Annotated in this window: 25 protein-coding genes; 15 read left to right on the forward strand and 10 right to left on the reverse strand. The window is 60.9% G+C overall.

Going from position 1 to position 25,707, the window contains the following annotated elements; translation table 11 throughout:
• Positions 1–4: 4 nt before the first annotated feature.
• Positions 5–997: a nuclear transport factor 2 family protein gene (locus EDD52_RS16195; protein ID WP_132246874.1), complete on the reverse strand. Its 993-nt coding sequence runs from the start codon at positions 995–997 to the stop codon at positions 5–7.
• Positions 998–1,134: 137 nt separating this feature from the next.
• Here EDD52_RS16195 and EDD52_RS16200 point away from each other — a divergent pair, with 137 nt between their 5' ends.
• From EDD52_RS16200 to EDD52_RS16265, 14 genes are all read left to right on the forward strand, one after another.
• Positions 1,135–2,184 carry an ABC transporter ATP-binding protein gene (locus EDD52_RS16200; protein ID WP_132246876.1) on the forward strand — a complete coding sequence of 350 codons (1,050 nt, stop codon included), beginning with the start codon at positions 1,135–1,137 and terminating at the stop codon, positions 2,182–2,184.
• Positions 2,185–2,265: 81 nt separating this feature from the next.
• Positions 2,266–3,492, forward strand: a complete 1,227-nt coding sequence (locus EDD52_RS16205; protein WP_132246878.1) for an ABC transporter substrate-binding protein — start codon at positions 2,266–2,268, stop codon at positions 3,490–3,492.
• A gap of 77 nt (positions 3,493–3,569) precedes the next feature.
• Positions 3,570–4,595 carry a carbohydrate ABC transporter permease gene (locus EDD52_RS16210; RefSeq protein ID WP_132246880.1) on the forward strand — a complete coding sequence of 342 codons (1,026 nt, stop codon included), beginning with the start codon at positions 3,570–3,572 and terminating at the stop codon, positions 4,593–4,595.
• A 3-nt stretch (positions 4,596–4,598) separates the two neighbouring features.
• Positions 4,599–5,480 carry a carbohydrate ABC transporter permease gene (locus EDD52_RS16215; protein WP_132246882.1) on the forward strand — a complete coding sequence of 294 codons (882 nt, stop codon included), beginning with the start codon at positions 4,599–4,601 and terminating at the stop codon, positions 5,478–5,480.
• Between the two features lie 3 nt (positions 5,481–5,483).
• The gene (locus tag EDD52_RS16220; RefSeq protein ID WP_132246884.1) at positions 5,484–6,014 is read left to right on the forward strand and encodes an ester cyclase; all 531 of its coding nucleotides are present in this window, start codon (positions 5,484–5,486) and stop codon (positions 6,012–6,014) included.
• Between the two features lie 10 nt (positions 6,015–6,024).
• Entirely contained in the window at positions 6,025–7,335 is a 1,311-nt protein-coding gene (gene hisD / locus EDD52_RS16225) for a histidinol dehydrogenase (protein WP_132246886.1), read from the forward strand.
• The gene (locus EDD52_RS16230; protein ID WP_243651973.1) at positions 7,335–8,381 is read left to right on the forward strand and encodes an ester cyclase; all 1,047 of its coding nucleotides are present in this window, start codon (positions 7,335–7,337) and stop codon (positions 8,379–8,381) included. The genes hisD and EDD52_RS16230 overlap by 1 nt, the downstream gene beginning before the upstream one ends.
• A gap of 1 nt (position 8,382) precedes the next feature.
• Positions 8,383–9,147, forward strand: a complete 765-nt coding sequence (locus EDD52_RS16235; protein WP_132246888.1) for an SDR family NAD(P)-dependent oxidoreductase — start codon at positions 8,383–8,385, stop codon at positions 9,145–9,147.
• Positions 9,144–10,157: a LacI family DNA-binding transcriptional regulator gene (locus tag EDD52_RS16240; protein WP_132246890.1), complete on the forward strand. Its 1,014-nt coding sequence runs from the start codon at positions 9,144–9,146 to the stop codon at positions 10,155–10,157. The genes EDD52_RS16235 and EDD52_RS16240 overlap by 4 nt, the downstream gene beginning before the upstream one ends.
• Positions 10,154–11,143 carry a nuclear transport factor 2 family protein gene (locus EDD52_RS16245; RefSeq protein ID WP_132246892.1) on the forward strand — a complete coding sequence of 330 codons (990 nt, stop codon included), beginning with the start codon at positions 10,154–10,156 and terminating at the stop codon, positions 11,141–11,143. The genes EDD52_RS16240 and EDD52_RS16245 overlap by 4 nt, the downstream gene beginning before the upstream one ends.
• Before the next feature lie 149 nt (positions 11,144–11,292).
• Positions 11,293–12,252, forward strand: coding sequence for a cupin domain-containing protein (locus EDD52_RS16250; protein WP_132246894.1), 960 nt, complete (start codon positions 11,293–11,295; stop codon positions 12,250–12,252).
• A gap of 73 nt (positions 12,253–12,325) precedes the next feature.
• On the forward strand, positions 12,326–13,039 hold the full coding sequence (locus EDD52_RS16255; protein WP_132246896.1) for an alpha/beta fold hydrolase: 714 nt from the start codon (positions 12,326–12,328) through the stop codon (positions 13,037–13,039).
• Positions 13,039–13,734: an RraA family protein gene (locus EDD52_RS16260; RefSeq protein ID WP_132246898.1), complete on the forward strand. Its 696-nt coding sequence runs from the start codon at positions 13,039–13,041 to the stop codon at positions 13,732–13,734. Before EDD52_RS16255 ends, EDD52_RS16260 begins: the two co-directional genes overlap by 1 nt.
• A 143-nt stretch (positions 13,735–13,877) precedes the next feature.
• Positions 13,878–15,530 (forward strand): GMC family oxidoreductase, encoded by a 1,653-nt coding sequence (locus EDD52_RS16265; protein WP_132246900.1) that lies wholly within the window; start codon positions 13,878–13,880, stop codon positions 15,528–15,530.
• A 90-nt stretch (positions 15,531–15,620) separates the two neighbouring features.
• Here the strand turns inward: EDD52_RS16265 and EDD52_RS16270 are convergent, their stop codons facing one another.
• From EDD52_RS16270 to EDD52_RS16280, 3 genes are all read right to left on the reverse strand, one after another.
• The gene (locus EDD52_RS16270) at positions 15,621–16,295 is read right to left on the reverse strand and encodes a type 1 glutamine amidotransferase domain-containing protein (RefSeq protein ID WP_132246902.1); all 675 of its coding nucleotides are present in this window, start codon (positions 16,293–16,295) and stop codon (positions 15,621–15,623) included.
• 28 nt (positions 16,296–16,323) lie between these two features.
• A complete protein-coding gene (locus EDD52_RS16275; protein ID WP_132246904.1) occupies positions 16,324–17,355 on the reverse strand; it encodes an NADP-dependent oxidoreductase in 1,032 nt (343 codons plus the stop codon).
• A 303-nt stretch (positions 17,356–17,658) separates the two neighbouring features.
• Complete coding sequence (locus EDD52_RS16280; protein WP_132246906.1) at positions 17,659–18,426, reverse strand: hypothetical protein; 768 nt, start codon at positions 18,424–18,426, stop codon at positions 17,659–17,661.
• A 233-nt stretch (positions 18,427–18,659) separates the two neighbouring features.
• On the opposite strand from EDD52_RS16280, the gene EDD52_RS16285 reads away from it, so the two are divergent.
• Positions 18,660–19,322: a thiamine diphosphokinase gene (locus EDD52_RS16285; protein ID WP_132246908.1), complete on the forward strand. Its 663-nt coding sequence runs from the start codon at positions 18,660–18,662 to the stop codon at positions 19,320–19,322.
• On the opposite strand, the gene EDD52_RS16290 is transcribed toward EDD52_RS16285, so the two are convergent.
• The 6 genes from EDD52_RS16290 to gor form a co-directional block, all read right to left on the reverse strand.
• Positions 19,264–20,196, reverse strand: a complete 933-nt coding sequence (locus EDD52_RS16290) for a DMT family transporter (RefSeq protein ID WP_424449923.1) — start codon at positions 20,194–20,196, stop codon at positions 19,264–19,266. The two genes, EDD52_RS16285 and EDD52_RS16290, sit on opposite strands and share 59 nt — an antisense overlap.
• A gap of 128 nt (positions 20,197–20,324) precedes the next feature.
• Positions 20,325–21,698 carry an L-serine ammonia-lyase gene (locus EDD52_RS16295; RefSeq protein WP_132246912.1) on the reverse strand — a complete coding sequence of 458 codons (1,374 nt, stop codon included), beginning with the start codon at positions 21,696–21,698 and terminating at the stop codon, positions 20,325–20,327.
• A 129-nt stretch (positions 21,699–21,827) separates the two neighbouring features.
• Complete coding sequence (locus EDD52_RS16300; RefSeq protein ID WP_424449924.1) at positions 21,828–22,025, reverse strand: DUF2065 domain-containing protein; 198 nt, start codon at positions 22,023–22,025, stop codon at positions 21,828–21,830.
• Entirely contained in the window at positions 22,022–23,071 is a 1,050-nt protein-coding gene (gene hflC / locus EDD52_RS16305; RefSeq protein WP_132246914.1) for a protease modulator HflC, read from the reverse strand. The genes EDD52_RS16300 and hflC overlap by 4 nt, the downstream gene beginning before the upstream one ends.
• The gene (hflK, locus tag EDD52_RS16310) at positions 23,071–24,222 is read right to left on the reverse strand and encodes an FtsH protease activity modulator HflK (RefSeq protein ID WP_132246915.1); all 1,152 of its coding nucleotides are present in this window, start codon (positions 24,220–24,222) and stop codon (positions 23,071–23,073) included. The genes hflC and hflK overlap by 1 nt, the downstream gene beginning before the upstream one ends.
• A 74-nt stretch (positions 24,223–24,296) precedes the next feature.
• Positions 24,297–25,655 (reverse strand): glutathione-disulfide reductase, encoded by a 1,359-nt coding sequence (gene gor / locus EDD52_RS16315; protein ID WP_132246917.1) that lies wholly within the window; start codon positions 25,653–25,655, stop codon positions 24,297–24,299.
• Positions 25,656–25,707 lie beyond the last annotated feature (52 nt).

Here is a 25,707-nt window from a genome sequence, read left to right on the forward strand (position 1 = left end):
CCGCTTACAACGTCTTGCAGCGCTCCAGCACATCGACACCCTGGCATTTCATGAAATGCAGTAGGTCGATGAACACCCAGTTCTCGGCCAGCTTGTCACCCGCTCTGCGGTAAATGTCGATCACGCGAAACTCCGCAGGTTTGTCTGATCCCGGCAGGCCCATGAACCCGCCTGTCGGCGTTGCGGTGAAATTCGGCCATCCGAAGAACCCGCCATAGCTCCCCTCGGACAGGCGCGCCACATGCTGTGTCTTGGACCGATTGGTGAAACCTGCACGGAAGGGCGCGGAATGCTGTCTGGCATAGCGTTCGATCGTATAGGTCGCCCCGATCCCTTCCGGCCCCCACCAGATCATGTCCTCGGCCCAGGTCTGGCGCAGCTCGTCCTCCAGGCTCAGGCCGCTGTCCCACTGGCCAAGATCGCCGATCATGCGGTGGATCAGATCCAGTGTCGCCTTGCCCTCTGCCGGATCTTGCGGGTCCAGAAGCAAACTGTCATGCGTCATCGGCCCGGGCTGGATCAGATGTTGTGCGGTCTGCGGTCCAAACGGGTTCTGTCCGGCCTGCACCATCAGGTGGGGGATATCAAAATACATCGCCGTCTCTGCGACTTGACCGTCCTCGACGCGGGAGAATTCGCAATAGCGCAGAAAAGCCATCTTTCCGGTGGGGCGAATGCCAAGCCACGGCGCATCGAACAGGCCCATCAGGTGCCCCATGGACACGACCCAGACGCTGTCGCCGCCATCAATATGGTTGGCCCCGGCAAAGAAAATATCCTCCCGCCGCTGCAGGTGACGCAGGCTTTTGTGTAGGGGCGCCCAGAAGGTGTCGGCGACCTCCTGCGCGCCGAAAATTTCGCCGAAAGGATGATACCCTCGCCAGTGATACCCGGCTGAGGTGTGGGCACCAAGGACGGTGGCAAAATCGCTGCCAGAGCCATCCAAATCGCGATGCATGGCGCGTATGACCGCCTTTTCGTTCTGGAAGTTGTCCAAGATTTTTCCTGCTTTCCAATGGATTGCGATGTTTTCGATCGGTGTCTCAAGAAAAATCTTGCCAAATTGACGCCAAGGAGTCCAGTATCTTTGCAAACGTATGCAAAGCGCATGCCGATTCCGATGGGGGTTGCCGAATGGCGGAAATTCAACTGCGCAATATCAAGAAGCGGTGGGGCCATGTTGTGGGTGTCGATAACTTCGACCTGACCATTGCGGACAAGGAATTTCTGGTCCTTCTCGGGCCGTCGGGCTGTGGCAAGACCACCACGATGCGCATGATCGCCGGTCTGGAGGATGCGACAGATGGCGATATCCTGATTGACGGCGTGCGGGTGAATGATCTGGAGCCCAAGGATCGCGATGTCGCGATGGTCTTTCAGAGCTACGCGCTCTATCCCAACATGAATGTCTACGAGAATATCCGCTTCCCGCTGAAGGTGCGTGGGGTCGACACCGCATTGCACGACGAACGCGTGATGCAGGCAGCCGAGCGGGTGGAGCTGACCGATTTCCTTGATCGCAAGCCCGCCGCTTTGTCGGGTGGACAGCGTCAGCGTGTGGCCCTGGCGCGGGCCATCGTCCGCAAGCCCAAGGTCTTTCTGATGGACGAACCGCTTTCCAACCTTGATGCAAAGCTGCGCGTCTCTACCCGTGCGCAGATCAAGAACCTGTCGCATGATCTGGCGGCAACGACGATTTACGTCACCCATGACCAGATCGAGGCGATGACGCTCGCCGATCGCGTCGTGGTGATGAAGAAGGGCGTGGTTCAGCAGGTGGGCTCGCCGACAGAGATTTACGACACGCCGGCCAATACGTTTGTGGCCAGCTTCATCGGTAACCCGGCGATGAATCTTGTCGACGGAGAGATGACCGGTGGCACCTTCCGCGCGCCAAATGTCGAGATCGCTGGTCTTGCCGGACCTGATGGCCGGGTAACGCTGGGGTTCCGCGCCGAAGATGCCAGCGTTGCGAATGCGGGCGGAGAGATCAACGCCCCCATCTACACGCTGGAGCTTTTGGGCGATGCCACGATGGTGTCCGTCCGGATCGGCGGGCAGCTTGTCGCCGTCAAGGCGGACAAGACCTTCCGCTCCGAGATTGGTGATCCGGTTTCAATCCATGTCCACAAGGACCATTGCCACCTGTTTCACGCGGAAACGGGCGCACGTATCGGGGAGTGATCCCCGCTGAAATCCTGCCAACTGGCAGGCAACAGGGTGCAGCCTTCGAAGATGCACCCGCCAAAACAGGGAGAATAGACAATGTTTCTGAAGAAAGCGGCTTTGGCCAGCGTCTTGGCGCTCACGGCGGGTGGCGCATTCGCGGAATGCGAAATTTCGGCGCGCGTCAATATCGTGGGCAATGAATTCCCCGCGATCCAGACCATCGGCGCGGGTGCCAAGGAATGCACGGGTGCCGAGGTCGAGGCGAACCTGACCGCCGACCACCAGAAGATCAACCTCGCCGGGATGACTGGCAATCCGGCTGAATACACCTCTGCCATCGTTGCCAACAGCTCCATCGTTGCGCTGATGAATGACGATGTCATTCGCCCGCTTGACGATCTGGTCGCTGAATACGGGCAAGGCCTGAAGAAGAACCAGCTGATCACCATTGACGGCAAGGTCATGGCAGTGGCGTTCATGGCGAATGCCCAGCACCTTGTCTACCGCGCTGACGTGCTGGAGCAGGTCGGCGTGGAGCCGCCCAAGACCTATGAAGACATGCTCGCCGCGGCCAAGATGATCCGCGAGCAGGGTATCATGGAACACCCGATTGGCGGCGCCTTTGCGGGCGGTTGGAACCTGGCTCAGGAATTTACCAACATGTATATCGGCATGGGCGGTGAGTTCTTCAAACCCGGCACGGCCGAAGTCTCCATCAACAATGACGCGGGCATTGCCTCGCTGGAGATGATGAAGGCGCTGTCGGAATACATGAACCCCGATTTCCTGACGCACGACTCCAATGCCACGAATGCCGAATTCCGCGCGGGCAATGTTGCCCTGATGAATATGTGGGGCTCACGCGCCGCGACCATGACCGAAGCGGAAGGTGTCAGCGACGAGGTCAAGGCGGGGTTCGCAATCGCCGGTCCGATGACTGTCGGCGGGGGCGAGGTTCCGGCAACGACCCTTTGGTGGGATGGCTGGACCGTGGCCAAGAACATCTCTGATGAAGAGGCCGCATCGACCTTTATCGCCCTGACCCACGCGATCCGCCCTGAGATCCTGAACGAAGAAACGTCGCTGCAAGCCGTCTGGCTGATCGATGGCTATGAACCGACAGCTGCGGCCACCGGCGTGTTCGAGGCAGCAACTGCGAACGCTGTTCCATACCCGATGCTGCCGTTCCAGGGCCTGCTGCATACGGCTCTCGGGGCCGAACTGACGGACTTCATGCAGGGCAAGGAAGACGCGGCCAGCGCGCTTGCCGATGTCGAGGCGGCCTATGTCGCAGCGGCGAAAGAAAAAGGCTTCCTGCAATAGGCGCGACCTGAAAACCCGGCGGGGAGGGGGTCTTCCTCCCCGGCCTTACACCTCATCACGCATCCCGGACCCGTCCCATGAAGCACAGAACATTCTTCTGGTTTATCCTGCCCACGGCTCTGGCGATGCTGTTGTTCATTGCCTTGCCCATCGTATCCGTGGTCACGCAATCGCTTTTTACCCCGCATGAACAAGTGTTCAAGACGGTGGAAAGCTGCACGCCCTTCAAATGTACCGAGGCCACGGTCATCGATACCGAGGCGACCGAAGCGCTGCGCGAGGAAAGCCCTCTGGGCCGGTTCGCGGGTCTGTCGATCTATCTTGATCGCGGGCACCTCGCTACAGCCGAAGTGGCAGAGGCGTGGCGGTCGAGCGATGGGCTGAAGGACTTCTTCAACAAGCTGGGAAATCTGCCTTTCTACCGCGCGATGTCCTTCACGCTGACCTATACATTCGTGGTCACGCCGCTGCTGATCATCCTTGGTTTCGCCATTGCCGTTGCAGTCAATTCCCTGCATCGGCACCTCAAGGGGCTCGTGATCTTCTTTTCCCTGCTGCCGATGATCGTGTCGCCGCTGATCGGCTCGCTCGTGCTGTTCTGGATGATCGACAGTCGGGGCGTGCTGGGGACGGCGTTGCAATGGCTGTTCGCTGATCCGAACCTGTCACTCAAGGCGTCGACCGGTCTGACCTGGGTCATGCTGATTGTCTACGGCGTCTGGCATTCAGCCCCCTTTGCCTTCGTGGTCTTCTATGCCGGGCTGCAAACGCTGCCGCAGGATACGCTGGAAAGCTCGATGATCGACGGGGCGACACGCTGGCAGCAGACGCGCTATGTCGTCATTCCGCATCTCATGCCTCTGGTGACCTTTGTGGCGCTGATCCAGTTGATGGACAATTTCCGGGTCTTTGAGCCGATTGTAGGCTTCAACGCATCGGCGCATGCGACGTCACTGTCATGGTTCATCTTCAATGATCTGGGCGGCGAGACGCGCTTGCTCTCCTCTGCCTCCGCCTCTTCGGTCCTGACCATCCTCGGGGTCGCCATCCTCCTGTCTCCCGTGTTGATCCGCACGTGGCGTGATTTCAACGAGAAAGGCTGAGCCATGTCTTCGAAAGCAATGAAGCAACCCGTCGCCTTGCGCACCTTCTCCACGATCTTCGTGGTGCTTTGGCTGATCGTTGCCGCATTCCCGTTTCTCTGGACCCTCTGGGGCAGCTTCAAGGTGGAGCTTGATTTCTTCTCCAAGGCCGACTGGCGCAACGCCCTGACCGGTGCCCGAACGATGGTGGAGCATGGCTCTGCCTTCACCAGCACCGGTTACGAAGGTGCCTGGGTGCAAGAGGAGTTCTGGCGTGCCGTTCTGAACACCGCCATCGTCTGCTTCTTCACGGTGACGATTTCGCTGACGATCGGAACACTTGGGGGCTATGCGCTCTCCCGTTCCAGCTATCGCTACACGTTCTGGCTGCTGATCACGGCGCTGATCTTTCGGGCGATGCCGCCGATCACGCTTGTCGCAGGCTACCTGCTGCCATTCTTTGAATGGAACCTCTGGGGCATTCTGCCCACGACCATCATCGTGCTGGTGGCCATCAACCAGCCCTTCACCTTGTGGATGTTGCACAGCTTTTTCCAGAAGATCCCCAAGGAGTTGGACGAAAGCGCCAAGGTCGACGGCTGCACGCAGTTTCAGGCCTTCCGGCACGTGATCATCCCGGTGATGTGGCCGGGTGTCATTACCACGGGGCTGTTCAGCTTCCTGCTGGCCTATAACGATTTCGCCGTGACCTCGATGCTGCTGTCGAAGGAAAACCAGACAATGGTCCCCAAGATTGCGAGCTTCCTTGGCACCACCCAGACCGAAGGTAACGTGATGTTTGCCGTGGCTGCGGTTGTCTCTGCCACCGCGCCTCTCTTCATCCTCGTGATGTTCTTCCAACGTCAAATCGTCTCGGGCCTGACCCAAGGCGCAGTGAAAGGCTGACCCATGAAAGGTTCGCGTCCAGAGCAGGCGGTTCTGACCCGCGATACGGACATGTCAAAAACCGACGAAACCCGCCGGGTGATCGAGGGGATGGTGGACGGGCTCAACGATCACCGTATCGCAGATATCGGCGAGTTCTTCAGCGGAGGGTTTCGCTGGATGGGCAATCAGGGGTGCGGCACAAAGACCGGTCTGAAGGAATTCCAGGACAATTGGCAGCGCCCGTTTCAGGCCGCGTTTTCAGACAAGACCTGCATCGACGAAGCCCGGCTTTACATGGGCGAGTGGGCGGCAGCCTTCGGGCGGCAGGAGGCCACCCATTCCGGGACATTCCTTGGCATCGCGCCGACCGGCAAGCGGGTCGAGATCCGCTACATGGATTTCTGGAAAGTCGTCGATGGCAAGATCGTGGACAACTGGGTGAATGTCGATTTCGCCCATGTCGCGGCGCAGCTTGGCGTGGATCTTTTCAATGGCGAAGGCTGGGAAGCTTTCGATCGGGGCGAGCGTCCCGCCCCACGACCTGAACAATAAGGACCTCCTCATGACCATCGAATATCTCAAACGTGGCAAACCTGATGCTGACCGGGCAGAGGATGACGTGAAAACAGCCAACGTGGTCGCTTCAACGCTCAAGGAAATTGAGACGCGGGGCGATGCCGCCGTCCGCGAGTTGGCGGTGAAATTTGACGGCTATGATCGCACATCCTATCGCCTGACGCAGGACGAGATTGACGCGCTGATCGCCAAGGTCAGCCCGCGCGACCTGCAGGACATCAAGTTCGCGCAGGAACAGGTGGTCAACTTCGCCCAGGCGCAGCGCGACAGCATGCGCGATATCGAGGTGGAAACGCTGCCCGGCGTGATCCTTGGCCACAAGAATATCCCGGTGCAATCCGTGGGCTGCTACGTGCCCGGTGGCAAGTTCCCGATGGTCGCCTCGGCGCATATGTCGGTGGCCACGGCGAAGGTCGCAGGCGTGCCGCGCATCATCGCCTGCACGCCGCCCTTCAACGGTGAGCCGAACCCGGCCGTGATCGCCGCGATGCATCTGGGTGGGGCGCATGAAATCTATGTGCTGGGCGGCATTCAGGCCGTTGGCGCCATGGCCATCGGGACGGAGACCATTGATCCCGTGCATTTGCTGGTCGGTCCCGGAAACGCATTCGTCGCAGAGGCAAAGCGGCAGCTTTTCGGCCGCGTCGGCATCGACCTTTTCGCGGGCCCGACCGAGACGATGGTTATTGCCGACGAGACCGTTGACGCCGAGATGTGTGCCACCGACCTGCTGGGACAGGCCGAACATGGCTACAACTCGCCCGCGGTACTGGTGACGAACTCTCGCAAACTGGCAATGGAGACCCTGTCCGAGATCGACCGCATTCTGGAAATCCTGCCGACCGCTGGCACCGCGAGGGTCAGCTGGGAAGAATACGGCGAGGTCATCCTTTGCGACAGCTATGACGAGATGTTGCAGGTCGCCGACGAGATTGCGTCCGAACATGTGCAGGTCATGACGGATCGCGACGATTGGTTCCTTCAAAACATGACCTGCTACGGCGCGCTGTTCCTTGGTCCGCGCACCAATGTGGCCAATGGCGACAAGGTCATCGGCACCAACCACACGCTGCCCACCAAGAAGGCGGGCCGCTACACGGGCGGTCTCTGGGTCGGTAAATATCTGAAAACGCACAGTTACCAGAAGATCACGACGGATGAGGCGGCGACCCGGATCGGCGCCTACGGCTCTCGGCTGTGCCTGCTCGAAGGCTTTGTCGGCCATGCCGAGCAATGCAACCTGCGCGTCCGCCGTTATGGCGGGCAAAACGTGGCCTATGGAGAGGCCGCCGAGTAATGGAGGCTGGCATCCGTAACAGCAAGCTTCTGGCGCAGCTGCGCGGTGCGATGGCGGATTTTTCCGAAACGCCCGTGCGCGACGCCATTGCCACGCTGTTGACCCGCGACACGGTCGTGCGGATGTGCCACCCGTTCGGTGATCTGGACGGCGCAGACTGGTATGACACCTGCTACAGCCCCCTTCTGTCGGCCATCCCTGATCTTGAACGGCGCGACTGGATCGTCATGGAAGGGACTGACGGCGACGGTGTTCAGTGGGTCGGATGCGGCGGCACCTATGTCGGAACCTTTGCTGCACCTTTTCTGGATATCCCGCCCACGGGTCAGTTCTGTCACATGCGCTTTCACGAGTTCTACCGGATCGAAGACGACCGCGTCATCGAAGTGCAGGCGATCTGGGACATCCCGGAGCTGATGATGCAGGCGGGTGCCTGGCCGCTGGCCCCATCACTTGGGCGCGAAGGGCTGGTGCCCGGCCCGTCTTCGCAAGACGGGATTTTGAGGGGCCCGCGAGACGAGGCATCATCGGCCGCGACCTGCGGCCTGATTATCGACATGCTGGCGCATATGACCCGCCACCCTTCGCAAGGCGGCCCCGAGGTCATGGAGATGGATCGCTTCTGGCACGAGCGCATGACGTGGTACGGTCCTGCGGGCATCGGCACTTGCCGGGGCATTTCGGGATTTCGCAACTGGCACCAGATCCCGTTCCTCAACGCCATGCCCGACCGTGGTCAGCACGATGACGAGGTTACCTTCCATTTCTTCGCCGATGGCGATTACGCCGCTGTCACGGGTTGGCCGAATATGAAACAGGCGCTGACCGGGGGCGGGTGGCTTGGCCTGCCTGCAACGGGTCAGACGATCACCCTGCGCAGTCTCGATTTCTGGCGGGTCGAAAGCGGCAAGATCCGCGAAAACTGGGTGCTGGTCGACCTGCTGGACGTTTGCGCGCAATTGGGGCTGGATGTGTTTGCCCGCCTTCGCGAGATGAACAAGTCGCGTGTGCCGGGTGCGATACCCTTTCCCGTCGGAGACAGATGACATGACCCTTCCCACCACACCCAGCCTTCGCCTTGATGGAAAACGCGCGCTTGTCGCCGGGGCCTCCTCCGGTATCGGGTTGGCGGCTGCGGTGGCTTTGGGCGAAGCGGGGGCAGAGGTCACGGTCGCGGCGCGCCGTGCGGACGCGCTGGACACGCTGGTGGCCGGGATGACCGCACGGGGCTTGAAGGCGACCGCGCTGGCGATGGATGTCTCTGACGTGGGACAGACGCAGGCGGATGTGGCAAAGCACGGGCCGTTCGATGTGCTTGTCAATTCCGCTGGCGCTGCGCGTCACTCGCCCGCCCTTGAGACGCGCGAGCCCGATTTCGAATTCGTTTCAGACCTGAACCTGAAAGGGGCCTATTTCCTGACGCAGGCCGTGGCCAAGGGTCTGGTGGCGGCCGGCAAACCCGGATCACTCATCAATATCTCGTCCCAAATGGCCCATGTCGGCGGGATAGACCGTGCCGTCTATTGCGCCACCAAACATGCGGTCGAAGGCTTCACCAAGGCGATGGCGATCGAATGGGGCAAGCAGGGCATTCGCGTCAACACGATCTGCCCGACCTTCATCCTGACCGCGCTGACGCAAGTCACATTCGACCAGCCGGAAAAGCGTGCCTGGATCGAGGAAAAGATCAAGCTGCCCCGCGTGGGCGAGGTCGAGGATATCATGGGCCCCGTCGTCTTTCTTGCATCGGACGCGTCAGCGATGATCACCGGCAGCGCCCTGCTGGTAGATGGTGGGTGGACCGCAGAATGAGCAAGGTCACCTCAGCCGAAGTGGCAGCGCGGGCGGGTGTGTCGCAATCAGCCGTCAGCCGGGTTTTCACGCCCGGTGCCTCTGCTTCGAAACAGACGGCTGAAAAAGTGCGCAAGGCAGCCGAGGAGTTGGGGTATCGGCCCAACGTTCTTGCCCGCGCGATGGTGTCTGGAAAATCCCGGATCATCGGGCTGGTGGTGGCCTATCTGGAAAATCATTTCTATCCCGAAGCGGTCGAAAAGCTGTCCAATGCCCTGCAGGAGCGTGGGTATCACCTGCTGGTTTTCATGGCATCCCAAACGGCTGGGGATGTGAGTGGCGTGGTCGAGGAAATCCTTGATTACCAGGTCGACGGGATCATCGCCGCTTCGGTCGCCATGTCGTCGGAGCTGACGGAAAGATGCCACAAGGCAGGCGTGCCCATCGTCTTGTTCAACCGGTCGCAGGATACCGAAGAAGTTTCTTCCGTCGCCTCTGCCAATGTCGCCGGGGGCCGCAAGGTGGCAGAGTTCCTGCTGGCCGGTGGCCACCGCAAGATCGCCTATATTGCCGGGTGGGAAGGTGCATCCACGCAGCGCGATCGCGAAAGCGGATTCGTTGCCCGGTTGCAGGCGGCAGGTGTCGCACTGCATGCCCGCGGTGTCGGTAATTTTCAGATGCAAACCGCGGCCGAGGTCACCCGCACGATGTTCGCCGAAGACCCGCCAGATGCTGTCTTTGTCGCCAATGATCACATGGCCTTTGCGGTGATGGATGTGTTGCGTTCAGAGCTTGGGCTGAACGTGCCCGACGATGTCTCTGTCGTGGCTTATGACGATGTGCCGACCGCTGCCTGGCCTGCCTATGACCTCACAACCGTCCGCCAGCCTGCCAACCGGATGGTGGCGGAAACGGTCGCGCTTCTTCTGGCGGAAATTGACGGTGAAGGCGTGGCACCGCGAAAGATAGAGATCGACGGCCCACTGATTGTTCGCGGGTCCGCCCGCATTCCCGAAGGATGGAACGAATGAAGGGATTTGACCCCAAGTTCAGCAACTTCCCGCACTATATCATCGGGATCACCCGAGAGATCTGGGAAGATCGCGGGCTGGCCACTTTGCACGACTATTATGCTCAGGACATCGTGGTGCGCAGTCCGGGGTCTGTCGTCATCGGCAACGAGAATGTCATCGGCGCCACCATGGCAACGCTTGCCGAATTCCCGGATCGTGAATTGCTGGGCGAGGATGTGATCTGGTCGGGCACTCCGGAGGACGGCATGCTGTCCAGCCACCGCATCCTGACCACGGCCACGCATATGGGGGATGGTGTATACGGCACGGCAACGGGGAAGCGGCTGGCTTACCGGGTGATTGCCGATTGCCACGCCAGGAACAACGCCATCGACGACGAATGGCTTATCCGCGATCAGGGTGCGATTGTCCGGCAGATGGGCTGGGATCCGGAGGACTATGCCCGTGACCTGATCGCGCGCGAAGGTGGTCCCAAGGAATGCGTTCAACCCTTCACGCCCGAAATTGATCAGCCCGGCCCTTATATGGGGCGCGGCAATGACAATGAATGGGGTCAGCGCCATGCCGATATTCTGACCCGCATCATGGGTGCCGATATCGGGGTCATCAAGGCCGCGTATGACCGGGCCGCGCAGTCCGAGTATCCCGGCGGGCTGACGGGGCATGGCTGGGACCCGGTAGAGCGGTTCTGGATGGGGCTGCGCGCCGCTTTTCCAAGCGCCAAGTTTGAAATCCACCACCAGATCGGGCGCGAGGATGCGCATATGCCACCCCGCTCGGCCATCCGGTGGAGCCTGACGGGAACGCATGACGGGTGGGGCGCTTTCGGCAGGCCCACGGGTGCCAAGGTGCATGTCATGGGGGCGAGCCACGCCGAATTCGGGGCCGTCATTCCGGGCGAGATCCGCCTGCGGCGTGACTTCACGCTTTTTGATGAAACGTCGATCTGGAAACAGATCCTGATCCACACCGGTGCGCTCTAGATGTCCGCACGCGGCTTACTGCTGGATGCAAGCCTGTCCGCGCGACGCTTTCACAGCTATCGCGCGTCGTTACGGGCGCGCCGGTTGAACAACCGTCCCCCGGGGGGCGCTGGCAGAGCCGCAAGACCCCTGACACACGGAGAGACACAATGAGCACCATCGACCAACGCATCGTTCGCTACGGCGAATTGAAGCCCTGCAAAACCGCCTTTATCGACGCCCACACGCCGGGATCGGACCAGAAGGAAAACTTCACCATCATTGGCGGGGGCGTCAGCGAAAGCCCCGACCAGCATGTGCATATCACCGACAAGATCGGTTTCAACATTGGCGCGGCGGGCCAGCCACCCAAATGCCGCAATTCGCTGCACACCCACACCACGGCCGAGGTTTTCTTTGTCCTCAAGGGCCGCTGGCGCTTTTTCTGGGGCCGCTATGGCACGGCTGGTGAATTCGTCGCCGAAGAGGGGGACATCTTCAATATTCCCACGGGAATCTTTCGCGGGTTCGAAAATATCGGCACGGATTACGGGATGATCATGGCCGTGCTGGGCGGCGACGATGCGGGTGGCGGCGTGACATGGGCGCCGCAGGTGATCGAAGAGGCGCAGGCGCATGGTCTGATCCTGGGCGAGAACGGCGTGCTCTACGACAGCAAGAAAGGCCAGACCTTGCCGCATAACGTCTCGCCCATGCCTTTGCTGACCGAAGATGTGCTGAGCACGATCCCCGAAACCCCGGTCGAGCATGTCGTCCGCGATTATGTCGCCCGCTATTGGGATCTGATGGCGCTGGCCGCGACGAAACCCGCCAAGGTGATCGGAGAGAACGCCCTGCTGCGCGACAAACCCGGCTTCGAGGTGGAATTCCTGACCCGCGGGTCCGTGGGGCCGGATATGGTCACACCCGAGAAACCCACCGTGCTGATGCCCGTCCGGGGGCATTGGCGACTGTCCTGGCAGGGGGGAGAGACCATCCTCAACCCAGGCGACACGGCGCTGATGAAACCGGGCGAGGCGCATGGGCTGGAGGTGTCCATGACAGGCGAAGCCTCCATGTACCGGGTCATCGCCACGGATGATCCTGCCGGTCCCACCTGGGTCGGCTGACAACGTAATCCGCTCGGGCGCAGGCATGTCCCTGCGCCCGGCGATGTGATGCAGCAATCGCAGGGAGAATGCCATGTACCGCGCGGTGCCGAACAAAACACCACTGGTGCTGATCCCGGGCATGATGTGCGACGGGCGGCTTTATGGCCCGCAGATCGCGGCATTTTCCGGGGTCCGCGCTGTGCAGATTGCGCCGATTGCTGCGCATGACACAGTCGAGGCGCTGGCGGCAGACATCCTTGCGGGCGCCCCGCCGCGCTTTGCCCTTGCAGGTCTTTCGATGGGTGGCATCGTGGCGATGGAGGTGCTGCGTCAGGCGCCAGAGCGGGTGGACCGCATCGCCCTGCTGGACACCAACCCCCGCGCGGAACTAGACGCGGTAAAGCAACGGCGCGCACCCCAGATGCAGGCCGTGCGCGACGGCGACCTTGCCTGCGTGATGCGCGAAGAGATGATCCCGAATTACACCCATGTCGGCGCCGACAGACCGGATCTGGACAGGCTGGCGCTCGACATGGCGATGGGGCTGGGGGCGGAGGTCTTTCTTCGGCAATCAAGGGCGCTCATGTCGCGCCCCGCCCAGCTGGATACGCTGGCCGCCTATGTCGGCCCCGCATTGGTGCTGGTGGGCGAGAGCGACAGGCTTTGCCCGCTTGATCGCCATACCCAGATGGCAGAGCTCTTGCACAACGCGACGTTGGAGGTGATCGCAAAGGCCGGTCACCTGACCACGCTGGAACAACCCGATGCAACCAATGCTGCGCTGGCGCGCTGGCTGGAGGACTGATGGACAATTCGCTTCTCGACCTGTTGAAACAGGTGGACACCCCCACCGTTTGCAATGCTATCGAAGTGGCCGAAGGCAAGCGCGGGTTCGACCGGTTTACCCGGGGCACCATGCAATGCTCTGCACCAGACGCGCCTGCAATGGTCGGTTATGCGCGTACAGCTAAGATCGCCGCCATTGCCCCGCCGACCGAACCGCCCGAGGTCATCAAAGCACGGCGGATGGACTATTACCGGCACATGGCCAGCGGTCCGCGCCCAGCCATCGCCGTGGTCGAGGATCTGGACCACCCGCACGCGATCGGGGCCTATTGGGGAGAGATCAATACGACCATTCACAAGGGCTTTGGCCTGTCAGGCGCCCTTACCAACGGTGTGATGCGCGACCTTGGCGACCTGCCCGAAGGGTTTCCGGTCGTGGCAGGCTCTGTCGGGCCGTCGCACGGGTTCGTCCATGTCCGCGAAATCGCGACCCCGGTTTCAATCTTCGGACTAACCATTGCTGACTGCGATCTTGTCCATGCCGACCGCCACGGCGCGCTTGTGATCCCACCCGAGACGCTTCCCATTCTCGAAACATCGATCCGCAAGCTGATCGACACCGAAAGCCTGATCCTGCACCCGGCCCGTCAGGCGGGATTTGACTTCGACGCGTTCGAGGCCGCATGGGCCAGGTTTGAAGCCGCAAGAACCTGACACGTCCTTGCGGGCGACGATAATCCCCATACGGACAAACGCGCCAACCGGCTACCTGCACTGCAATGTTACGCACCGACGGTTCCCTTGGCGGCGCTTGCCTGTGTAAGCTGCGCGTCTAGGCAGGCAAAACGGAATGCGACATGAATTTCGACTATATCGTCGTTGGCGCGGGCAGTGCAGGTTGCCTGATGGCGAACCGGCTGAGCGCCGATCCGGCGAACAGGGTCCTGCTGCTTGAGGCGGGCAAGCCCGACACCTATCCGTGGATCCACATCCCTGTTGGCTACTTGTACTGCATCGGCAATCCACGTGCGGACTGGCTGTACCATACCGAGGCGGACAAGGGGCTGAACGGGCGGTCCCTGCGCTATCCCCGCGGCAAGACGCTGGGGGGCTGTTCGTCGATCAATGGCATGATCTACATGCGCGGACAGGCGCGCGATTACGACAATTGGGCAAAGCTGACGGGCGAGGATGCGTGGAACTGGGAAAACGCCCTGAAGGATTTCAAGGCGCATGAGGACCATTACAGGCTGGATGATGGTGCCGATCCGCAGACCGGCGACAACAGCCGTTTTTCCGACCTGCACGGCCATGGCGGCGAATGGCGGGTCGAGAAACAGCGCCTGCGGTGGGACGTTCTGGACAGCTTTGCCGATGCTGCGGCGCAGGCCGGCATCGAAAAGACCGATGATTTCAACAGTGGTGACAATGCAGGCGTAGGCTATTTCGACGTCAATCAGCGGTCGGGATGGCGATGGAACACGTCAAAGGCATTCCTGCGGCCAATTAAATCGCGCAGCAACCTGACAGTCTGGACCGAAGCACATGTTGAAAAGCTGGTCTTTGAAAATGGCACCAATGGGCGGCCCCGCTGTAAAGGAGCTTTGGTCAATCGAGGTGGCGCATCGGTTCGGGTCAGTGCGGCGCGCGAGGTCGTGCTTTGTGCGGGGGCGGTGAACTCCCCGGCCATCCTGCAATTGTCGGGTATTGGCCCTGCCGGGTTGCTGACCTCCCACTGCATCGACCTTGTGCTTGACGCCCCGCAGGTGGGCGAGAACCTGCAGGATCACCTTCAAATCCGGGCCGTGTTCAAGGTCAGGGGCACGCGGACCCTGAACACGCTTGCCAACTCGATCTTCGGCAAGGCCCGGATCGGGATGGAATATTTGTTCAGGCGGTCTGGCCCGATGAGCATGGCGCCAAGCCAGCTGGGGGCTTTCACCCGATCTGACGCATCGCGCCCGCATGCCAACCTGGAATACCACGTTCAACCGCTGAGCCTTGAAGCCTTTGGCGAGGATCTGCACGACTTTCCGGCAGTCACCGTCAGTGTCTGCAACCTCAACCCGACAAGCCGCGGACATGTGCGTATCGGTTCGTCCGATTTCCAAGCTGCGCCGAGGATTTCGCCCAATTACCTGGCGACGGACGAAGACCGCAAAGTCGCGGCGCAAAGCCTGCGGCAGGTCCGCCAGATCATGGCGCAACCGGCCATGGCCCCCTACGTACCGGAGGAGTTCAAGCCCGGTATCCAGTATCAGAGCGACGATGACTTGGCCAAGCTCGCCGGCGATATCGCGACCACCATCTTTCACCCGGTCGGGACGGTGAAAATGGGGCATAAGGACGACCCGACTGCGGTGCTCGACCCTCATCTGCGACTAAAGGGGGTCGCAGGTCTGCGTGTCGTTGATGCCAGCATCATGCCAGAGATCACAAGTGGAAACACAAATGCGCCAACCCTCATGATCGCCGAGAAGGCCGCGGGCTGGATCCTGTCCGGGCAGTAAAGGCAGGGGATGATGACCGGGGCGCATTGCTGCAATCGCGCATCAAGCGACGTACAGGGCCGCCAACGAAGGACGGCCCTGTGCCATATCTTACAGCAGTGAAAGCAACTTGCGCGCCGCTTCTTCAGAGGAGGCGGGGTTCTGCCCGGTCACCAGCTTGCCGTCCACGACGACGAAAGACGCCCAGTCATCACCCTTGCGGTAGATACCACCATTGGCCTTCAGCATATCCTCGACAAGAAACGGGACCACATCCGTGAGCCCCACGGCCTCTTCTTCGGTGTTGGTGAACCCGGTCACCGTTTTGCCGGACACCAGCGGCTTGTCATCCGTGCCCATAGTGCGCCGGAAAACCGCAGGGGCATGGCAGACAGCCCCGACAGGGCGGTCGGATCCGGCGAAGGCCTCGATCAGCGCCTTGCTGTCATCATCTTCGGCCAGATCCCACAAAGGACCGTGCCCGCCGGGATAGAAAATCGCGTCGAACCCATCGGCAGAAACGGAGGAAAGAACCCGGGTGTTCGCGAGCGCGGCCTGCGCATCCTTGTCGGACTTGAAGCGCGTCGTTGCCTCTGTCTGTGCATCCTCGGTATCGCTGCCGGGGTCGAGCGGTGGCTGGCCGCCCTTGGGCGATGCCAGCGTTATCTCGGCGCCCGCATCCTTGAAGACATAGTAGGGGGCCGCGAACTCTTCCAACCAGAAGCCCGTTTTCTTGCCGGTATCGCCCAGTTGGTCGTGCGAGGTTAAAACCATCAGTATTTTCATGCAGTCAGCGCCTTTCCGTAGGTGTGTTTCAGTCGCTAAGCTTGACGACACGCTTGCCGAATGCCTCGCCTCTGAGCAGCCCAACGAATGCGGCGGGCGCCTGTTCCAGACCACTGATGACTTCTTCGCGATAACGGATACGGCCGTCGGCGACCCAGCCGCCCACCTGCTTGGCGAATTCCGGGTAAAGATGGCCGAAGTCATCAAAGACGATGAAGCCACGCACCGTCATGCGCTTTTTCAGAATTGTCCCCAACAGAAGGTTGAGCCGGTCCGGACCGTCGGGAAGCGAAATCGCGTTATACTGTGAAATCAGGCCGCAGACAGGGATCCGCGCCGAGGTGTTCAGCAGCGGCATCACCGCATCAAAAACCGCCCCGCCGACATTTTCGTAGTAGATATCGATACCGTCAGGAACGGCGTTTTTCAGGGCCTCGGGAAAGCCGTTAGCCTTGTAATCGATGCAGGCATCAAATCCCAGCGTGTCGACGACATGCGCGCATTTCTCAGACCCGCCGGCAATGCCTACGACGCGCAGTCCCAGGATCTTGCCGATCTGCCCGACAGTCGCGCCGACGGGGCCGCTGGCGCCTGCAACGACCAGTGTTTCGCCTTCTTTCGGCTGGCCGATCTGCGTCAGGCCGGCCCATGCGGTCAGCCCTGGCATGCCCAGAACACCCAATGCCCAGGACGGATTTTCGGGGGATTTGCCCATGTTGATGACCCCTGTGCCATCGGAAAGGGCGTAGTCCTGCCATCCCCCGAAAGCCACGACCCAATCGTCGGCCTCGAACCCGGGGACGTCAGAGCTGACAACCTGCGCCACGGTCCCGCCGACCATGACGTCACCAATCTCGACCGGCGCCGCATAGGACGGTGCATCGCTCATCCGGCCGCGCATGTAGGGATCGAGGGACAGAAATTCGTTTCGCAACAGCATCTGTCCCTTCCTTGGAGTAGGAACGGGCGCAGTCTCAAGGCGGAGCGTGTTGTCATTGGGCTCGCCCTGCGGGCGTTCGGCCAGTACGAATTTGCGGTTTTCTGTCTGAGACTGGGGCATGGGTATTCCTGTTCCTGCGTTGGTCTTGTCTGTCGCAAAGGTCAAGCAGTTCCACGGGCCGCGCGGAGCGGCTTGCGATGTGACGGCATGATTTCGAAGGGCAGATGTTGGTGCGTGATGCTGAACCGTAGCTAGGCCTGATTTGCGACAATGCAATGGCCCCAGCTGCATTCATCTTGGTATCTGCAACATGTGAATGTGCGTCATTGCGCAACGGGTCGTGCGAAGAACCTAGGTAGGTACTAAGCCACGCGGGCATTCAGGGTTGTCCGCAATGCGCCAAATCAACCGTTTGAAACAGCGTCAGGTGCAGTTTGGCGCGGCGAAAACCCCTTTGCTGAGTCTCGCGACCTTGCCGTCTTTCATGAGGTTCGCAAGAACCTGGAGGCGTGCCTTACGGGTCGATTTCGATGTCTCGACAGCGCGTATCTTGCGCATCAGCTGCTGCAAGGTGAACTGCTTACAGTCTTCAACGTATGACAGATAGACCACGGCGGCCTCCATCAGATCGGGCAGGGCGGTGGCGCCCCTGACACGAACAAATTCGGGGAAATCGATTTGGTCTGCACCCGGGTCGCTCTGAACCCTTGGGTCATGTCGGAAGGCGTCGGCGTTGACCTGCGAAGGTTTGCGCGAAGTCATCGCTTGATGGGTGATATCCGTTCGCTGCTCTGGCACCAGCATCAGCGTCGCGTAAACGGGGTGCTCATGGGACGTATCCGGATCGGCCGAGGTCGCAAGATCCTGCCGGTAGCGCGTCTCGGCATCCGGTTCATTGCACTTGTTTGGCGATTCCAGACCTGCCCGTGTGGCTGCGGCGGCCGCCCGGAGATGGGCAAGCGCGTGACGGCGGCGCGACCCCGCGGGATTGCCCATTTCGGCGTCGGCCTTGGCGATGAGCCGGGTCATGTCAGCCGCGTCCTCGTCCTCATCCGCCGGATGTCCGTCACCTGCGGTGGCCGTAGCGGACCGCAAACCGATTTCGTCGGGTTGCACCGCGTCTTGGGTGATTTCCTGCAGTTTCCCCGCGGCAACAGCGTTTCTGAATTCCGAACGTTTGACCTTGAGCACACGCCACCGTTGTCCCGCTGTGACCCCGGCCCCTGAACTCTCCTCCCGCTTCGGATCGAATTGTTTTGCTGGATCATTGAACGCACCCGTGGTCACCATCCGCACGTCACTTTCGTAGGTCTATGGGAATTCCAGATGGGCGAAGGCGCGCTATGCTTCCGTGTCGAACGCCCCTGGATTCCGGCTGATTGTGCAACATTGTGTTCTTTATCTGAAAACGTCATTAAGTACCTATGAACGAAGTCATATTTAGCAGTTCCAATCCGGTGACGCTGGTCGGGGGCGGTGCTCACGACGCGTCTGTTTTGCGTGACTGTCTGCGCCACGCTCCGCAGGTTGTAGCAGCCGATAGTGGCGCGGATGTGGCATTGTCGTGCAATATTATCCCCGACGCGGTTGTCGGCGATCTGGACTCTGTCTCAGCGGATGCGAAGGCGGCGATCCCGGCTGACCGATTGCACCGTATCGGCGAACAGGACAGCACGGATTTCGAAAAATGCCTGCGCTCTATCGATGCTCCGGCCATTCTGTGCGCGGGTTTTTTCGGGGACCGGCTGGATCACCAGCTTGCGGTCTTGTCGGTGCTGGCGCGCTACGACGCGCGGCACATGCTGGTTGGACCCGTGGATGTCGTGTTTGCTGCACCGCGACGCATTGCACTTGATCTGCCGTTTGGGACCAGGTTTTCGCTCTTTCCGATGAGACAGGTGGCAGGGCGCAGTCGCGGCCTGCGCTGGCCGATTGATGGTATCGACTTCACGCCGGACGGCCGTATCGGCACCTCGAACGAGGTGACGGGGCCGGTCGAACTGGAAACCGATGGGCCGGGACTGCTGGTTATTCTGCCGCGGAGCGCATTTGCGCAGGTCCTGGAGGCGTGGGGGCTGACCGGCTGATCGCGCGTTCGCGCAGCACGATATACAGCCCCGCCGCAATCGTGATGAGTATTCCGACCGACGCCAAGGCATTCGGCAGTTCGCTGAAGATGATCCAGCCGATCAGCGTCGCGAAAGGTATCTCCAGATATTGCATCGGGGCGAGCGTGGCCGAAGGCGCATAGCGCAGCGACCATGTCATGAGCAGATGCGCCAGCGTGCCCAGAAGGCCGATCCCCAGAAGCAATCCCAGAGTGTCCGTGCTTGGCGTGACCCATTCGAAGGCAGACCCTTCGACATGGCCAAACAGCAGGATTGCCGGGGCGATCATCACCACCGCCATGACACCGCTGACGGCCTGAAGGCCGATCGGATCGGTTTCCTTCGCGATCTGGCGTGTGACCAACATGAAAAACGCGAAGTTCAGGGCGACACCCAAGGGCAGCAGGGCGGGCCAGCCAACCTGCTGAAAGCTGGGTTGCACAACAAGCAGCGTACCGATGAAACCGACCGCGCAGGCAACCATCCGGCGCCAGCCGATCTCTTCTTGAAGCACGTAATGCCCAAGGACCATCATCAGGAAAGGCATCACGAAAGCAATCGCCACGGCATCCGCAAGGGGCAGGTAGCGCAGCGCGGTGAACATCATCGCGATTCCCACTCCGTGCAGCACGGTGCGTAGAATAGTCAGCCGCAAGACCCGTCCGCGCATGCGCCAAGGCCGCCCGGTGGCCATGATGAGAGGGATGAGGACAAGCGCCTGTACGGCGAATCGCCAAAGCAGCAATTCTCCGATGGGCACCACCCCGCCAAGGAGTTTGGCAACCGCATCACCCATAGGTGCAACGACACAAAATCCGAGCATGAGCCCGATACCAAGTAGGGGTCTGTCCATCATCCGGCCAAGCTAAGCCGAGAGCCAAAGCTTGGCAATCCGGTTTCGCGTATTACGTGTGGTGAAATCGCATTACGTGTGTACGGAACTAAGGCGGTTTGGCGGCGCCAGCTTTGCCTTACCTTACGTCAACAATTGGGCACATTCACCGCAAGCCCGCCCAATGAGGTCTCCTTGTATTTTTCGGCCATGTCTACGCCGGTTTGCCTCATGGTTTCGATACAGGCGTCGAGCGGGACGAGATGCGTGCCATTGCCGCGCAAGGCAAGGCTGGCGGCGGTGACGGCCTTTACCGCACCCAACCCGTTACGCTCGATACAGGGCACCTGAACCAGACCTTTGACAGGGTCGCAGGTCATGCCAAGATGGTGCTCCAGCGCGATTTCAGCAGCGTTTTCGATCTGTGCCGGCGAGCCCCCCAAGACAGCGCAAAGCCCTGCGGCGGCCATCGCAGAGGCGCTGCCCACTTCCGCCTGACAGCCCGCCTCGGCGCCCGAAATGGATGCGTTGTATTTGACCAGTCCACCAATTGCGGCAGCCGTCAGCAGGAAATCGGGGATGCGCGCAGCGCTGGCGCCCGGCACGTGGTCCAGCCAGTAGCGAATCGTCGCGGGCACAACTCCCGCAGCGCCATTGGTCGGGGCAGTCACGACCTGACCACCGGCGGCGTTTTCTTCGTTCACCGCCATGGCATACATGCTCATCCAGTCGTTGATCGTATGCGGGGCCGGCTGATTGCGACCACGTTCCGACTGCAACGCGTCGTGAATCCCGCGTGCACGACGCCGGACATTCAGGCCGCCGGGAAGAATCCCGTCGTTTTCCAAACCACGGTCGATGCAATCATTCATCACCTGCCAGATGCGTTTCACGCCGCGGTCCAGCCCCTCTGCCGTGCCGCGGGACACCTCGTTTGCGCGTTTCATTTCGGCAATGCTCAGGCCATTGTTCTCAGCCATCTGCAGCATCTCTGCGGCCGTCTTGAACGGGTAGGGGACGGGGTCACCCTCATCGGTATCGCGACCGGCGGCGAGTTCGGCCTCTGTCAGGACAAAGCCACCGCCGACCGAATAGTAAGTCTCTTGCAGCACGACATCGCCCTGCGCGTCCGTGGCCAGCAGAATCATGCCATTGGCATGACCGGGAAGCGCGGGCCCGAAGTCAAATCGCAGATCCTTCTTCGGGTCGAACTGCAACGGTGCCAGCCCTTCTGGCGTGACCTGCTTGGTGTCTCGGATTCGGGCAAGGGCGGCCTCGGCAGCCTCGGGGTCGTAGCTTTCGGGCTGAAAGCCTGCGAGGCCCAGCACGGTTGCGCGGTCCGTGGCATGCCCCACGCCGGTATGCGCAAGCGATCCGTGCAGGCTGGCGCGCAGCCCGTGCACCTGGAAGGGCGAGCCGCGCAGCAGGTCCAGAAAGCGCCCTGCGGCGACCATCGGCCCCATCGTGTGCGAAGAGGACGGGCCGATGCCCACCTTGAACATCTCGAAGACAGAAAGAAACATGTCGCGCCTTCCCTAAATTGCGTGCTGAGTGTCGATCTAGCGCAGCTTGCAAGAGCCGGAGATGCGTGGGGCGACATTTTCATTGCCGCCTGCGGCGTGGGTGCAAATCGCTTGGGTCGCCGACGGTGGTCAGGCGCCCAGCCAGTGGGCGATCCACACCAGCAGGACCCCCATCGCCATCGCAGTCAAACCGACGAGGCGCCGGGCGTCAATGTCAAGGTTTCGCAGCGCTTCGAGCAAGGTCTCGATAAGCGAAGGGGCCAGCAACCATGCCAGCCCCTCCACCAAGAGTACGAGTCCGATCGCAAGGATCAGAGTTTCGATCAATTGGACGCAGCCGGCGCTTCGGCGGCGCCGTCCTCGATTGTGTCTGCCTCAGCGCCATCGGTCTCTGGCTGCAGGGCCTCTTCGGGCAGTTCCGGCGCGCCGGGGCTTACCGGTGCCATCTGCCGAAGCTTCTCGACATCCATATTCTCGATATTGACGGCACCCAGACCATCCGCACGGATCGCCCCGAAGAGCGGGCTGAGCAGATCGCTGTCGGGCGAGATCACCAGCGTGGAATTCTCCGGCTGAAGAGTCTCTTCGAACGCGGCGAGCGAGCGGTAGAAGGCGAAGAACTCCGTGTTGTCGCCAAAGGCTTCGGCATAAACGCGGTTACGTTCTGCGTCGGCCTCACCTCGGGTGATGTCGGCATCCCGTTCGGCGTTTGACACGGTTTCCACAACGGTCCGGTCGGCAGCGGCGCGAACACGCTGTGCAGCCTCGTTACCGCGGGCGATCTCGTCGGCGGCTTCGCGTTCACGTTCGGCGCGCATCCGGGCAAAGGTCGCTTCGAGGTTCTGCTGCGGCAGGTTGGTCTGCTTCAGGCGAACGTCGACGATTTCCAGCCCAAGGCTTTCGGCGCGGGTCCGGGCAGCGGTACGGATACGTACTGCCAGATCCCGGCGTTCAACCGACAGGATCGTGTCGGAGGTTACCTGATCGGCACCCAGAACTTCGCGGATCTGCGCGTTCAGAATGGCCGAGAGACGATCCTCGGCAGTCCGAATGCCACCAACACCAACGGCCTGGCGGAACTGAACCACGTCAGAAATCCGGTAACGCGCGAAGGCGTCAACAACCAGTCGGCGGTCGTCCGATGGCGTGACCTCGATCGTGTCGGTGTCCAGCGACAGGATGCGGTCGTCGTATTTCACGACTTCCTGAATCAGCGGAACCTTGAAGCCAAGCCCCGGTTCTTCGACGACCTGACGGATCTGGCCAAATTGCAGCACAAGCGCCTTCTCGCGCTCGTCCACGATGAAGACGGACATTGACACGGCGATGATCGCGATGACGACGCCGGGTAGAAGAAAGGCGGATTTACGCATCAGTTCGACCCTCCGGAAGTGGTGCTGGTGCCGGATCGGCGCAGCTCGTTCAGCGGCAGATAGGGCAGCACGCCCTGTCCTTCACCACTGCTGGTATCGTCCAGGATGATCTTGTCGACCTTGCCCAGCGTGCGTTCGATCGTCTCAAGGTAGAGACGGCGCTGGGTGACTTCCGGCGCCTGATTGAACTCGCTGGCGACAGCGATGAAGCGGCTTGCCTCACCGATGGCCTGGTTGACCACGCTTGCGCGGTAACCTTCGGCCTCTTCCAGCTTTTGCGCAGCTTCACCGCGCGCTTCGGCCAATACGCGGTTGGCATAGGCGTCAGCCTGGCGCTGCAACCGGTCGCGTTCCTGTTCGGCGGCCTGAACTTCGCGGAAGGCGTCAATCACCTCTGCGGGCGGGTCGGCCCGGTCAAGGTTCACACGCACCACGTTGATGCCGCTTTCGTAGTCATCAAGCGTCTGCTGGATGTTGTCGAGCGCAGTATCCGCGATAAGACCCCGGTCACGGTTGAGGATCGGCGCAAGGTTGGATGCGGCGATGATCTCGCGCATGACCGATTCGGAAACCGCCTGCACCGTCAGTTGTGGATCACGGATGTTGAACAGCACCTTCGCCGGGTCGGAAATATTCCAGACCACCTGAAAACCGATGTCCACGATATTGGCATCGGTGGTCAGCATCAGGCCATCGCCGTTTGCGCCGCGCCCGTCGCCGATATTCTCGGTCCGTTCCGAGGTCACGTTGATGACCTCGTAGGTGACAAAGGGCCAGGGCGCAAAATTCAGACCGGAATTGCCGGTGGCAGAATACTTGCCAAGGAAGAGCTCAACCGATTGTTCTTCGGGCTTCACGGTGTAAAAGCTTGAAAACGCCCAAAGACCGACGGCCGCCAGGATGCCCAGACCGATCGTGCCCCGCGAAAAGCTTGGCCCGCCGCCGCCACCAGAGCCGTTGCCCGTTCCCCGGCCGCCGCGTCCGCCCATCAGCACGCGCAGCTGTTCCTGGCCCTTTTTGACCAGTTCGTCGATCTCGGGGATCTGTGCGCCGTCGTCATCGGGGCGCCGACCACCGCCATTCCCGTCGCTACCGTTGCCGGAGCCCCGATTGCCTCCGCCGCCCCATGGGCCGCCGCTGTTTCCTGCCATCTGTACCGTAGCCTCCTCGTTCAATGCGCACATCCCTTTGTGTTATAGGGAAACTGTGGACAAATGCGCGAATTTCAAGCCGTGCGGATAGGTTGCCGCATGGTGACGATCTCTTCGGACATGGTGGGATGCACCGCAACTGTCCGGTCGAAGTCTTCTTTTGTTGCGCCCATTTTGATAGCGATACCCGCCATTTGGATCATTTCGCCCGCGCCCGGTGCCACGATGTGGCACCCCAGCACCTTGCGGGTCTCTTTGCTGACCACAAGTTTCATCAAGACACGATCCGTGCGCCCGGCAAAGGCCGTTTGCATCGGTTTGAAGCTGGTGCAGTAGATCTCCACCGGCTCTTTTTCGCGGGCGTCTTCCTCGGACAGGCCAACCGTGCCCACCTCGGGCTGGGTGAAGATTGCCGTCGGAATCAACTCGTGGTCGACGGGTGTCGGGTTGCCCTTGAACACCGTTTCGACAAAGGCCATGCCCTCGCGGATGGCAACCGGCGTCAACTGGACACGGTTCGTCACGTCACCGATTGCATAGATCGACGGGACGGAGGTCTGGGAATACTCGTCGACCAGCACCTCTCCGCTGCGGCCAAGCTTCACGCCTGCGTCTTCCAGACCGATGCCTGTCGTGTTCGGGGCGCGGCCGGTTGCGAGCATCACCTGGTCGAAGACACGCTCTTCGCCATTGGTTGCCTTGACCCAGATGCCGTCATCGACCTTCTTCATCTCGATGATATTCGTACCAAGATGCAGATCGACGCCCGATTGCATCATCTCTTCGGACACCAGCCCGCGTGCTTCGCCGTCAAAGCCGCGCAGGATCTGAGCACCGCGATAGTATTGCGTGGTTTCGACGCCAAGACCGTTCATGATGCAGGCGAATTCGCAGGCGATGTAACCGCCGCCAAGGATCAGCAGCCGTTTGGGCAATTCATCCAAGTGGAAGATTTCGTTCGATGTGATCGCAAGCTCGGCGCCCGGCATGTCCGGTTTGACGGGCCAGCCACCCATTGCCAGCAGGATGTGCTTTGCCGTCTTGCGCGTCCCATCCGCCAGTTCGACCGTATGCGCATCGACAACCCGGGCGCGCTGGTCGAACGTCTCGACCCCGGAATTGGCCAGCAGGCGGCGGTACACGCCTTCAAGCCGGTCCAGCTCTGCCTCCAGCTTGCCGCGGAAAGCTGGCCAGTCGAAACCACCGGCCATCATCTTCCAGCCATAGGCCTGGGCGTCCTCGGCAATGCTGCCATATTCGCTTGCAAAGACCATGAGTTTCTTGGGCACACAGCCACGGATGACGCAGGTGCCGCCATAGCGGCTTTCTTCTGCCAGACCCACCTTGGCACCGGCTTCGCCTGCTGCGACGCGCGCCGCACGAACGCCGCCAGAACCACCGCCAATCACAAAGAGATCGTAATCGAATTCCATCACATTTGCCTCGATTTTCGTTGAGGAACCATCGGTCTGCCGGACTTATCGG

Source organism: Primorskyibacter sedentarius (genome assembly GCF_004342065.1).
In the GTDB taxonomy this organism is placed as follows: Bacteria; Pseudomonadota; Alphaproteobacteria; order Rhodobacterales; family Rhodobacteraceae; genus Primorskyibacter; species Primorskyibacter sedentarius.

Bases quoted from the DNA above. Each gene is read 5' to 3' on its own strand.
- EDD52_RS16200 (WP_132246876.1), top strand. From the start codon at position 1,135: ATGGCGGAAATTCAACTGCGCAATATCAAGAAGCGGTGGGGCCATGTT.
- EDD52_RS16205 (WP_132246878.1), top strand. From the start codon at position 2,266: ATGTTTCTGAAGAAAGCGGCTTTGGCCAGCGTCTTGGCGCTCACGGCG.
- EDD52_RS16210 (WP_132246880.1), top strand. From the start codon at position 3,570: ATGAAGCACAGAACATTCTTCTGGTTTATCCTGCCCACGGCTCTGGCG.
- EDD52_RS16215 (WP_132246882.1), top strand. From the start codon at position 4,599: ATGTCTTCGAAAGCAATGAAGCAACCCGTCGCCTTGCGCACCTTCTCC.
- EDD52_RS16220 (WP_132246884.1), top strand. From the start codon at position 5,484: ATGAAAGGTTCGCGTCCAGAGCAGGCGGTTCTGACCCGCGATACGGAC.
- hisD (WP_132246886.1), top strand. From the start codon at position 6,025: ATGACCATCGAATATCTCAAACGTGGCAAACCTGATGCTGACCGGGCA.
- EDD52_RS16230 (WP_243651973.1), top strand. From the start codon at position 7,335: ATGGAGGCTGGCATCCGTAACAGCAAGCTTCTGGCGCAGCTGCGCGGT.
- EDD52_RS16235 (WP_132246888.1), top strand. From the start codon at position 8,383: ATGACCCTTCCCACCACACCCAGCCTTCGCCTTGATGGAAAACGCGCG.
- EDD52_RS16240 (WP_132246890.1), top strand. From the start codon at position 9,144: ATGAGCAAGGTCACCTCAGCCGAAGTGGCAGCGCGGGCGGGTGTGTCG.
- EDD52_RS16245 (WP_132246892.1), top strand. From the start codon at position 10,154: ATGAAGGGATTTGACCCCAAGTTCAGCAACTTCCCGCACTATATCATC.
- EDD52_RS16250 (WP_132246894.1), top strand. From the start codon at position 11,293: ATGAGCACCATCGACCAACGCATCGTTCGCTACGGCGAATTGAAGCCC.
- EDD52_RS16255 (WP_132246896.1), top strand. From the start codon at position 12,326: ATGTACCGCGCGGTGCCGAACAAAACACCACTGGTGCTGATCCCGGGC.
- EDD52_RS16260 (WP_132246898.1), top strand. From the start codon at position 13,039: ATGGACAATTCGCTTCTCGACCTGTTGAAACAGGTGGACACCCCCACC.
- EDD52_RS16265 (WP_132246900.1), top strand. From the start codon at position 13,878: ATGAATTTCGACTATATCGTCGTTGGCGCGGGCAGTGCAGGTTGCCTG.
- EDD52_RS16270 (WP_132246902.1), bottom strand. From the start codon at position 16,295: ATGAAAATACTGATGGTTTTAACCTCGCACGACCAACTGGGCGATACC.
- EDD52_RS16275 (WP_132246904.1), bottom strand. From the start codon at position 17,355: ATGCCCCAGTCTCAGACAGAAAACCGCAAATTCGTACTGGCCGAACGC.
- EDD52_RS16285 (WP_132246908.1), top strand. From the start codon at position 18,660: ATGAACGAAGTCATATTTAGCAGTTCCAATCCGGTGACGCTGGTCGGG.
- EDD52_RS16290 (WP_424449923.1), bottom strand. From the start codon at position 20,196: ATGGACAGACCCCTACTTGGTATCGGGCTCATGCTCGGATTTTGTGTC.
- EDD52_RS16295 (WP_132246912.1), bottom strand. From the start codon at position 21,698: ATGTTTCTTTCTGTCTTCGAGATGTTCAAGGTGGGCATCGGCCCGTCC.
- hflC (WP_132246914.1), bottom strand. From the start codon at position 23,071: ATGCGTAAATCCGCCTTTCTTCTACCCGGCGTCGTCATCGCGATCATC.
- hflK (WP_132246915.1), bottom strand. From the start codon at position 24,222: ATGGCAGGAAACAGCGGCGGCCCATGGGGCGGCGGAGGCAATCGGGGC.
- gor (WP_132246917.1), bottom strand. From the start codon at position 25,655: ATGGAATTCGATTACGATCTCTTTGTGATTGGCGGTGGTTCTGGCGGC.